The organism is Rhodococcus sp. SB1D (assembly GCF_048573875.1).
GTDB classification, from domain to species: domain Bacteria; phylum Actinomycetota; class Actinomycetes; order Mycobacteriales; family Mycobacteriaceae; genus Rhodococcus_F; species Rhodococcus_F qingshengii.
Window position 1 is genome coordinate 43208 of record NZ_JBMAIQ010000023.1, and the last position, 10311, is coordinate 53518.

The window sequence follows — 10311 nt, forward strand, 5'->3', positions numbered from 1 at the left end:
TACCGGGTGCGATTCATCTTCATCCTATCCGGTCTTCCAGACACGGCAACGGCGCATCGACGCTTGTGGATCCTCACCTCCGGACGCCGCGCCAGAAGTTCCACTCGCGCGCCGTGTGTTCGGCGAGTCCCTCGAGACACGCCGACGCTTCCTCCATCGCACGTTCCACCGACCCGGCGAAATCCGTCACCGACTTCGCCGCGACTATCGAGGTCGACGCATAGTCCGCCTCGTCGAGCGTCACCTGGCCGGCAAAGACGAGCGTCGGAACGCCGTGCGCTGCCCCCGCCGAAGCGAGCGTTGTGACGAGTTTGCCGCGCAGAGATTGGTGGTCGAACTTGCCTTCGCCTGTGATCACCAGGTCAGCGGAAGCCAGTAGCGCGGCCTGTCCGGTGCGATCCGCGACGACGTCGGCCCCGGATCGCCGCTGTGCACCGAGCGCAAAGAGCGCGGCACCGATACCACCCGCGGCGCCGGCACCCGGAAAATCCGACACTCGTTTTCCGGTGGCGGACTCCAACTGTTCGGCCCATCTCGCGTTCCGCGCTTCGAGAACAGCGACAGCTTCGGCGTCGGCACCCTTTTGCGGGCCGAACACCGCTGCCGCACCGTGCTCGCCGAGAAGTACGTGTTCGACGTCGGTGGCGGCGACCAACTGAGTGCCTGCCGTAGCCGCCGCTGCAACCTCCAGGCCGCCCAGCGCCTCCACCAGTCCACGTCCCCCGTCGGTGCAGCAACTCCCACCGAGTCCGACGACAACCGTCTTCACGCCTGCCTCGAGCGCGACAGCGATCAGCTCTCCCACACCGAGACTGTGCGCGGCGAGTGCAGTGTCCCGCGTCGGCGGACCTCCGAGCAGGCCGAGCCCGACGGCCTCGGCGGACTCGATGTACGCCGTGTCCGAATCGAACAGCCACGTGGCGTCGACGGCGGCGGTCAAAGGCCCGGACACCCGTGCAGTCCGGATGTCGCCCCCGGCCGTGGCCAAGACGTCGACGAATCCCGGACCACCGTCGGATTGTGGCGCGGTGACGACGTCGTCGCCGGGTCGACCGCGCCGCCAGCCGGCAGAAATGGATTCGGCCGCCGCGACGGCAGTCAGGGTTTCGCCGAATGAATCCGGAGCAACTATTACCCGCATAGCCGAAGTCTAAGAGTCGCGAATGACCCCGATGTTTCACGATCTCGCGCGTTTCAGTGCCTCGGGCGATTGGGTTTTTCAGAAAGACCGAGGTCGGTTTCCCAGACCGTGCACTTATCCAATAGCCTGGAGGTGTGAAATTGCTACGCCGCGGTGACTCAGACAACTCCGACAAACGTGACGTCGAGGGCACTGAGGCATCCTCGGCCTCCGAAGAGGCGCCCATCGAGCAGGTGGGCAAGGGCCGCCCCACACCCAAGCGTCGTGACGCCGAGGCGAAGAGGCGTGGCCCCGTTGCCCCTGCCCCGCTGACCGCGAAGGAAGCCCGCGCCCGCCGCAAGGCGACCCGCGGCTCCAAGGAGGACCGCAAGGCCGAAGCCGCCGAGCGTCGCGCATCGTCGGCAGACCGCCGCGCCCGCATGCTCGCCGGCGAGGACAAGTACCTGCTCCCCCGCGACAAGGGACCGGTTCGCGCCTACGTCCGTGACTTCATCGACGCTCGCCGCAACCTCGTCGGGCTGTTCATGCCGCTCGCGCTGATCCTCATCATGACCATGTTCGTCACGCCCGCGCTCCAGCAGATCGTCACACTGGCAATGCTCGTGATGATGCTCTTCATGGTCGGTGAAGGCATCTGGCTCGGTCGCATGATCAACAACCGCGTCGCCGAGCGCTTCCCCGACAGCACCGACGGCGGATTCAAGCTCGGCTGGTACGCGTTCGTTCGCGCGTCGCAGATCCGTAAGCTGCGCGCACCGAAGCCTCGTGTGGGGCCGGGCGACGCAATCTGAGCGTGACGAACACGTATAGAACTTTGGTCCTCGGCGGCGCGCGGTCTGGTAAGTCCGCGCACGCCGAGGATTTGGTTTGTGCAGGCCACTTACCCGAAAGTTCGGCACCGGTCCGGTACCTGGCGACAGCCAGACGTGATGTCTCCGACGCAGACTGGGAGAGCCGGATCGACCAGCACCGCAACAGACGGCCCTCCCATTGGTCGACGGTCGAAACCGCAGATGCCGGTGACCTCGCGGCGCAACTCGAAAGCGATTCACACACAGCGACGTTGGTCGACGATCTGGGAACGTGGCTGACCGCGGAACTCGATCGGCAAGGCGCCTGGGACGCACCGCGCGGCACCGTCACGCCCGCGGCGGACAGCCTGGTCGCCAGTGTCGAGAACTACCGCGGACACCTGGTGCTGGTCAGCCCCGAAGTGGGTTTGGCCGTCATCCCCGAGACGCGGTCCGGACGATTGTTCCGCGACGAGATCGGCACTCTCAACGCTCGTATCGCCGCGGTGTGCGATCGTGTCGTACTAGTGGTTGCAGGGTTACCGCTCATCTTGAAAGATACTGCTGCACAACCGGAAGGCACGATGTGAGTACCGAGGCCAATCCAGGGGCCATTTCAGGGGCGAATCCAGATGCCAACCCTGACGTCGCGCCAGTCAGTAGCGCCGACTTCGAACCCGTCACCCCGCCCGACCGCGAGGTGCGAGCGCAGGCCGATGCGCGTCAGCGTGATCTGACCAAGCCGGCCGGTTCGCTGGGCCGACTGGAGGCTCTCGCCGGCTGGGCATCAGCCTGCCAAGGAGTTTGTCCCCCACACGCTTTCGCTCGGCCTCGCGTCGTCGTGTTCGCGGGTGATCACGGAATCGCCCGCAACGGCGTCTCCGCCTATCCGCCGGAAGTGACCGCACAGATGGTCGCCAACTTCCTCGGGGGCGGCGCGGCAGTCAACGTCCTCGCCGAGGTCGCCGGCGCCACGGTACGCGTCGTCGACATCGCAGTGGACGGCGATACCGATCCGTCCGTCTCGAACCACAAGGTGCGCAGGTCTTCCGGGTCCATCGACCGCGAAGACGCCATGTCGAACGAGGAAACCCTTCAGGCCATCGCCGCCGGCCGAGCGATCGCGGACGAGGAAATCGACGGGGGCGCAGATCTTCTCATCGCCGGCGACATGGGCATCGGCAATACGACGCCCGCAACCGTACTCATCGCCGCACTCACGGACAGTGAACCCGTCGCGGTCGTGGGTCGAGGTACCGGTATCGACGACGCCGGATGGATCCGCAAGACCGCAGCGATTCGCGACGCTCTCCGGCGTGCCCGTCCGCACGTTCGCGACACAGTCGCGCTGCTGCGCACGTCTTCGGGTGCCGACCTCGCCGCGATGGCCGGCTTTCTGGCCCAGGCAGCTTCGCGTCGTACGCCGGTGATCCTCGACGGCGTTGTGGTCACCGCAGCCGCCATGGTTGCCGACGAACTGGCTTTCGGCGCACGTGAATGGTGGGTCGCCGGACACCGCTCCACCGAACCCGCCCACACCATCGCATTGACCCGAATGGGTCTCGACCCGATCGTCGAGTTCGACATGCGTCTCGGTGAAGGTTCAGGTGCAGTCACCGCTCTCCCGATTCTTCAGGGCGCAGTGGCAATCCTGAGCAAGATGGCGACATTCTCCGAAGCCGGTGTCAGCACTCAGGGCAGCGCACCTGCCGACGAACCGGAGTCGATCGACCTGACCAAGACCGATACGGCGGAGTGAGCGTGGCGGGCCCGCTGTCCGGAGTGCCGCTGGCCTTCTCGTGGCTGACGGTCCTTCCGGTTCGTGGTCCCTCCGACATCGATCGAACTGCCGGCCGTCGCGCCATCGCGGCAGCTCCGCTCACCGGGATCGCTCTCGGCATTGCCGCGACGTTTCTGCTCTGGGGCACAACCAGTATCGGCCTGAATCCCTATCTCGCAGGCTTGCTGACGGTAGGTGCGCTCGCTCTCGGGACACGCGGGATGCACGTGGACGGACTGGCAGACTCCGTCGACGGACTGGGTTGTTACGGTCCACCGGAGCGCGCCCGCGAGGTCATGCACAGCGGCGGTGCCGGACCGTTCGGGGTCGCGGCACTGTTCATCTTCCTCGGGCTGCAATCGGTCTCCTTCGGCGTCCTCGCTGTTGCCGACTCCCCCACGCAGTGGATCGCCGTTCTCGTATCTGTCGCTGCGGGTCGTGTGGCCGTCGTTTTTGCCTGCCGCCGAGGTATTCTCGCGTCGAGCCCGAGCGGATTCGGTGCGCTCGTCGCCGATTCACAACCGCTGTGGGCCGCAATCGTGTGGTCGGTTCCGCTGATCGCCGCTTCCGGCTTTGCCACCGACCGGTGGTGGCTCGGCCCTCTCGTGACCGCGTCGGCGCTGGTGATCAGTGTGCTGTGCGTGCGTCACTGCGTCCGTAGATTCGGCGGACTCAACGGAGACGTTCTCGGATTCGCACTCGAACTCACTGTGACGCTTACGGCCGTCGGCCTCACTCTCGGACTGTGATCCGACGTCGTGCGAGTAGGTGTCCTTGCGTACGAAGGTTGCCTCGCGGCCGAGATCTTCGTTTTCACCGACCTTCTCCTGATCGCCAATCGCGTCGCTGATGGAGCGCCCGCCGACCCCTTCGAGGTATCGGTCATCGCAGCGTCCGGCACGCCCGTCGTTGCGGCAGGTGGATTTTCGCTCGGCGTGCAGGAGGGGCATCACGACATCGATCACCTGGTTGTGCCGGGGTTCGAACTCGTGCCGTCCGAAGACCCTGCGACGCGTTTGTCGCTGTGGGACAGAGAAATCGAGTTCATCCGTGCGTGCGAGGCGCGCGGCGTTCGGGTGTCGTCGGTCTGCGTCGGCGCGTATCTGCTGGGCGAGGCGGGACTGCTCGACGGACGCCGATGTACGACGTCGTGGCTGTACGGTGCGGACCTCGCAAGTCGTTACCCCGGTGCGACGGTTCGAACCGACTCGTTGATCGTCCAGGACGACGGCGTCACCACCACTGCTGCGTTCACCGCCGCGCTCGACCTCGCAACAGCACTCGTGCGCGAGCATCTCGGCGACAAGATTGCGCGTACGACCGCAAGAATTACGCTGGCGCCCGAAAACCGAACCAGTCAAGCTCCGTACATCCTCGACTCGATGCTACCCGCCAAACACACACAGTTTGCCGACGACGTCGGAAGGTGGCTGGTCGAACGGATGGCGGAACCTTACGACTTGGATCTGCTGTCGAGTGCTTTTCACCTCAGCACCCGAACCATGCTTCGGAAGTTCAAGGACGAGACCGGGGAATCGCCGCGCAGTTATCTGCAGCGTGCACGGATCCGAAAAGCTAAACGGTTGTTGGAATCGACCGACTGGTCTCTCGGAAAGATCCTGGGGCACATCGGCTATCAGGATCCTGGAACCTTCCGTCGCCTGTTCACCGACCGCGTCGGCATCAGCCCGGCCGACTACCGAAAGCGATTCCGCAACGGCGGCGCGGGATAGGTGCGTGGCGAGCCCGCCCGAAAACATGGCGAACCGCCCTCTTCTGTAGTCGATCCCGCGCCGAAAGACTGTGCAGAGGAATTGTTTCGACTACTGAGAGGACTCACCGTGCCGAACCGGAGCATGACCGAAGACGATCCGCTCGAAGACTTCGACCGTCGAACGATCACCATCGACGCAGTGGCGAAGTCCGTGTACGTGGCCGGCACCGGTCCCGCAGTAATCGTCATGCCGGAGATGCCGGGCATCAGCCCGCATGTAGCGCGATTCGCCCGCTGGGTGCGCGACGCCGGTTTCACTGTCTTCGTTCCGTCACTGTTCGGGCACGACGGCGCGGTCCCCACAGTGAACGAGGGGCTGACGGTATTCAAGAGAGCCTGCGTCAGTGCAGAATTCCGCGCCCTCGCTGCCGATGAACCGAGTCCGGCGGTCCGTTGGCTGCGTTCACTCGCCGCTTCCGCCCATGAGGAGAGCGGCGGACCTGGCGTCGGCGTGATCGGAATGTGCTTCACCGGTAACTTCGCGTTGTCGATGATGCTCGAACCCTCGGTCATCGCGCCGGTTCTCGCCCAACCGTCGTTACCGCTCGATCGACCGGACGAAACCGACAGCGGGCCCGAAGAACTCGAAGCCGTGCGCTCGAGACTCGAGGCCGAAGACCTCACGGTGCTTGCATACCGCTTTCGAGGTGACTCGTTCTGCCGCGCACAACGATTCGCCGCCTATTCGAAGGCCTTGGGCGAGCGCTTCGTCGGGAAGGTACTACCCGACGAAGCGGCCAACGCGACAACGTCGCCGTTCTTCGAACACGTCATTGCCAATCCACACAGCGTGGTGACGGCTCATCTCGTCGACGAGGCGGGATCGCCCACCACCGTCGCACGAGACGAGATTCTGCAGTTCTTCCGGGAGCGATTGCTCGCGGAACGAACCAGCGATCAGTGAAGTTTCGTCATCCAGCCGTGGGTGTCGGCGAAGGTTCCGCGCTGGATACCCGTGAGGGTGTCGCGCAGTGCCATCGTCACCTCACCCGGCTCGCCGTCGGCGATGGTGAACTCGCCCTCGGCGGACTTGACGCGTCCGACGGGGGTGATGACTGCTGCTGTGCCGCAAGCGAAGACCTCGGTGATTTCACCGCTCTTGCACTTGGTGCGCCATTCGTCGGTGCTGATCTTGCGCTCCTCGACGGCGAAACCGGAATCGGCGGCAAGGGCAAGCAACGAGTTGCGCGTGATGCCTGGCAACAACGAACCGGACAGCGACGGCGTCACGAGGCGAGCGTCGGGGCCCGAGCCGAAGACGAAGAACAGGTTCATTCCACCCATTTCCTCGACGTACGTGCGCTCGATGGCGTCGAGCCAGACCACCTGGTCGCAACCCTCGTCGGCGGCTTGCGCCTGGGCGAGGAGTGAAGCGGCGTAGTTGCCGGCGAACTTGGCCGCGCCGGTACCACCGGGGGCCGCGCGAACGTATTCGGTGGACAGCCACACACTGACCGGCTTGACGCCGCGCGGGAAGTACGCACCGGCAGGCGAGGCGATCAGCAGGTAGCGGTACTCGTCGGCGGGACGGACACCGAGTCCGGCTTCGGTGGAGAACATGAACGGACGGAGGTAGAGCGCGTCCTCGCCACCGGCTGCGGGAACCCAGTCGAGATCGACGTCGATCAGTTCGGTGATGGAATCGATGAACATCTGCGACGGGAGCTCCGGCATGGCCAGACGGCGCGCAGATGCCGCGAAACGCTCGGCGTTGGCCTCGACGCGGAACGAGCTGATCTCGCCACCCGGCTGACGGTATGCCTTGAGGCCCTCGAAGATGGCCTGTCCGTAGTGCAAAACCATTGCGGCCGGATCGAGCTCGATGTTTCCGTACGGCAACACCTGGGCGTCGTGCCAGCCCTTGCCCGCGGTGTAGTCGATCGAGACCATGTGGTCGGTGAAGTGCCGCCCGAAGCCGGGCGCCGCCAAAATGTCACGGCGCTCGGCGTCGGACTTCGGGGACGAGCTCTGAACACGAACGAAATCGGCGGCACCTGTCATGGGCGCAATCCTATCGAACGTGAAAAAGCTCTCTACTTGGTGTTGGTCTCCACGAACGGAGGAGACACCACGACGCACCGAAGAGCACGACCACGGACGTCGACTTCGATCTCGTCGCCGGCCGAGACATTGGCACCGGAATCGAGGAGCGCCAACGCAATTCCCACTTTGAGCGAGGGCGAAAACGTCCCCGAGGTGGTCTCGCCGATTGCCTCGCCGTCACGCAGAACACCGAGGCCGGCACGAAGCACGCCGCGATCGAGAGCCTTGATCCCCCAGAGTTTGCGAGCCGGGCCGGCAGCCTTCTCGTCGGTCAAGGTCTCTTTGCCCCAGAATGTCGGCTTCTTCCAACCGATCGCCCATCCGCAGCGCGCTTCGAGCGGAGAAATCTCGAGCGAAAGCTCATGCCCGTGCAGCGGATACCCCATCTCGGTACGAAGAGTGTCACGGGCGCCGAGTCCGGCGGCCTGCCCACCCTCGGCGCGCACTGCCTCGAGAAGCGCGCGGAACAACGGCTCGCTGTCCTCCCACCGCGGCAGGAGTTCGTAGCCGACCTCACCGGTGTAACCGCTGCGGCACACACGAACAGGCACGCCGTTCCATTCCGCATCTTCGTACGCCATGTACTCGATCTCGGTGGGAAGTCCCAGAGCGGTCAGAACCGCCACCGATTTCGGACCCTGCACAGCCAGCACACCGTAGGCACGATGCTGATCCTCGACGGTGATTCCATCCGGTGCCACAGCGACCAGAGCCGCAACGACGTCCGCGGTATTGGCTGCGTTCGGGACGAGGAAGATCTCGTCGTCGCTGACGTAGTACGCAATGAGGTCGTCGATGACACCACCGGACTCGTTGCAGCACAACGTGTACTGAGCCTTACCCGGCCCGATCTTGTTCAGGTCGTTGGTCAGTGCGGAGTTCACGAATTCCGCGGCGCCCGCGCCACGCACGACGGCCTTGCCGAGGTGACTGACGTCGAAGAGTCCGACATTCTCACGCACAGAGGTGTGTTCGGCCACGACGCCGGCGTACGAAACCGGCATCTGCCACCCCCCGAACGGCGCGAACGTCGCGCCGAGTTCGACGTGGACGGGGTGGATCGGGCCCTGCAACAGTTGTTCGTCGGTCATGGCCCACAACCTATCGGACTTCGCCGATCGAAACATGTCCGCAGCGAGAGCTCACCCGACCGTGACGATCGCCCGTCCGCAAACTGCAAAGGGCCTAACATCGACTCAGGCATCCGCCAGAACCGGACGCATCGCACACTCACCTCACAGGAGACACCTTGAGCACTCGCACAGCCCGATCGTTGGGACCCGACCTCGTTCTCGCCGGCACAGTCGCCAAGCGCGCAGAGTTATTGGTCGTCGGTCTGACGTCGGGCCCGGACGGCCCCGAAATCGCACTCAGCGAAGGCATCGTCGCCGAAGACGTACTCGCCGAGATCCTCGACAGCCTCATCGCCGTCGGCGCCACCGGCAAGCCCGAGCAGCTCACTCGTGTCCCGGCACCGAGCGAACTGTCGGTCACCAGCGTTCTCGCCGTCGGACTCGGCTCCGCCGACAAGCTCGGCAGCGAGCAGATCCGTAAGTCCGCCGGCGCCGCAGCTCGCTCGTTGTCCGGCATCGACACCGTCGCAACCACGCTCTCGATCCTCGACCTCGGTGCAGCCGCCGAAGGATTTGCGTTGGGCGCGTACAGCTTCACCGAATTCAAGTCGTCCATGACGGCTCCCGGTCCCGATTCGCAGCCACTTGCCCGAGTCGAACTTCTGGTGCCGTCGCCGCGCACGAAGGAGACCAAAGCGACGCTGGCACGGTCGGCTGCCATCGCCGAGGCCGTCGCCACCGCACGCGAGTTCGTCAACACTCCCCCGAGCCACCTCTACCCCGCCGAGTTCGCCGCGCGCGCGAAGGCACTGGGCGTCGAGGCCGGGCTCACCGTCCAGGTTCTCGACGAGAAGGCACTCGAGAAGGGTGGCTACGGCGGAATCATCGGCGTCGGCAAGGGCTCGTCACGCCAGCCGCGTCTCGTCCGCCTCGAATACGCGTCGAAGAAGCGTGGTGCCCGCAAGGTCGCACTGGTGGGTAAGGGCATCACCTTCGACACCGGCGGAATCTCCATCAAGCCCGCCGCCGGTATGGAGAACATGACCTCGGACATGGGCGGCGCCGCAGCCGTCATCTCCACCGTCGTGCTTGCCGCCAAGCTCGGCCTGCCCGTCAACGTCGTCGCATACGTACCGATGGCCGAGAACATGCCGTCCGCGACCGCCCAGCGTCCCGGCGACGTGCTGACCCAGTACGGCGGAATCACCATCGAGGTCGTCAACACCGACGCCGAGGGCCGTTTGATTCTTGCCGACGCGATGGTTCGCGCGGGTGAGGACAATCCCGACTACATGATCGACACCGCCACCCTGACCGGTGCGCAGATGGTCGCGCTCGGCAACCGCACCCCCGGAGTCATGGGCACCGACGAGTTCCGTGACCGCGTCGCCTCCATCTCGCAGAGCGTCGGCGAGAACGGCTGGGCCATGCCGCTGCCGGAGGAATTGCGCGGAGATCTCGACTCCAAGGTCGCCGACATGGCCAATGTCACCCCACACCGCTGGGGCGGCATGCTGGTCGCAGCTCACTACCTCAAGGAATTCGTTCCCGAGGGTGTCCAGTGGGCGCACATCGACGTCGCGGGGCCGGCCTACAACACGTCAGGGCCGTGGGGTTACACCGGCAAGGGCGGTACCGGCGTTCCCGTTCGCACGATGATCTCGGTCCTGGAGGACATCGCGGTAAACGGCTGACCCCTTGCTGTGCGC

The 10311-nt window shown here is 65.1% G+C and carries 10 protein-coding genes; 7 read left to right on the top strand and 3 right to left on the bottom strand.

The features are described 5' to 3' along the window. Positions 1–73 precede the first annotated feature (73 nt). Complete coding sequence (locus tag ACN50D_RS30380; RefSeq protein ID WP_211921189.1) at positions 74–1141, bottom strand: glycerate kinase; 1068 nt, start codon at positions 1139–1141, stop codon at positions 74–76. 134 nt (positions 1142–1275) lie between these two features. On the opposite strand from ACN50D_RS30380, the gene ACN50D_RS30385 reads away from it, so the two are divergent. The 6 genes from ACN50D_RS30385 to ACN50D_RS30410 all read left to right on the top strand — a co-directional run bounded on the left by ACN50D_RS30385 (position 1276) and on the right by ACN50D_RS30410 (position 6390). Beyond that, complete coding sequence (locus tag ACN50D_RS30385; RefSeq protein ID WP_007730051.1) at positions 1276–1932, top strand: DUF3043 domain-containing protein; 657 nt, start codon at positions 1276–1278, stop codon at positions 1930–1932. Positions 1933–1934: 2 nt separating this feature from the next. Further along, positions 1935–2522 carry a bifunctional adenosylcobinamide kinase/adenosylcobinamide-phosphate guanylyltransferase gene (gene cobU, locus ACN50D_RS30390; protein WP_039973133.1) on the top strand — a complete coding sequence of 196 codons (588 nt, stop codon included), beginning with the start codon at positions 1935–1937 and terminating at the stop codon, positions 2520–2522. Between the two features lie 23 nt (positions 2523–2545). After that, positions 2546–3691: a nicotinate-nucleotide--dimethylbenzimidazole phosphoribosyltransferase gene (gene cobT / locus ACN50D_RS30395; RefSeq protein ID WP_054187294.1), complete on the top strand. Its 1146-nt coding sequence runs from the start codon at positions 2546–2548 to the stop codon at positions 3689–3691. Positions 3692–3693: 2 nt separating this feature from the next. Further along, complete coding sequence (locus ACN50D_RS30400; protein WP_080961137.1) at positions 3694–4461, top strand: adenosylcobinamide-GDP ribazoletransferase; 768 nt, start codon at positions 3694–3696, stop codon at positions 4459–4461. 9 nt (positions 4462–4470) lie between these two features. Beyond that, positions 4471–5445, top strand: coding sequence for a GlxA family transcriptional regulator (locus ACN50D_RS30405; protein ID WP_042452794.1), 975 nt, complete (start codon positions 4471–4473; stop codon positions 5443–5445). 123 nt (positions 5446–5568) lie between these two features. Next, positions 5569–6390: a dienelactone hydrolase family protein gene (locus ACN50D_RS30410; protein ID WP_007730045.1), complete on the top strand. Its 822-nt coding sequence runs from the start codon at positions 5569–5571 to the stop codon at positions 6388–6390. Here ACN50D_RS30410 and ACN50D_RS30415 read toward each other — a convergent pair. Together ACN50D_RS30415 and gcvT are read right to left on the bottom strand one after the other, a co-directional pair. Next, positions 6384–7487, bottom strand: a complete 1104-nt coding sequence (locus ACN50D_RS30415) for a branched-chain amino acid aminotransferase (RefSeq protein ID WP_003941766.1) — start codon at positions 7485–7487, stop codon at positions 6384–6386. The genes ACN50D_RS30410 and ACN50D_RS30415 overlap by 7 nt on opposite strands. Before the next feature lie 32 nt (positions 7488–7519). Continuing rightward, positions 7520–8620 carry a glycine cleavage system aminomethyltransferase GcvT gene (gene gcvT, locus ACN50D_RS30420; protein WP_019748918.1) on the bottom strand — a complete coding sequence of 367 codons (1101 nt, stop codon included), beginning with the start codon at positions 8618–8620 and terminating at the stop codon, positions 7520–7522. 158 nt (positions 8621–8778) lie between these two features. Between gcvT and ACN50D_RS30425 the strand changes: the two genes are divergently transcribed. Further along, positions 8779–10296 carry a leucyl aminopeptidase gene (locus ACN50D_RS30425; RefSeq protein WP_211921191.1) on the top strand — a complete coding sequence of 506 codons (1518 nt, stop codon included), beginning with the start codon at positions 8779–8781 and terminating at the stop codon, positions 10294–10296. Positions 10297–10311: the final 15 nt, after the last annotated feature.

Bases quoted from the DNA above. Each gene is read 5' to 3' on its own strand.
- ACN50D_RS30415 (WP_003941766.1), bottom strand. From the start codon at position 7,487: ATGACAGGTGCCGCCGATTTCGTTCGTGTTCAGAGCTCGTCCCCGAAG.
- gcvT (WP_019748918.1), bottom strand. From the start codon at position 8,620: ATGACCGACGAACAACTGTTGCAGGGCCCGATCCACCCCGTCCACGTC.
- ACN50D_RS30380 (WP_211921189.1), bottom strand. From the start codon at position 1,141: ATGCGGGTAATAGTTGCTCCGGATTCATTCGGCGAAACCCTGACTGCC.
- ACN50D_RS30410 (WP_007730045.1), top strand. From the start codon at position 5,569: ATGACCGAAGACGATCCGCTCGAAGACTTCGACCGTCGAACGATCACC.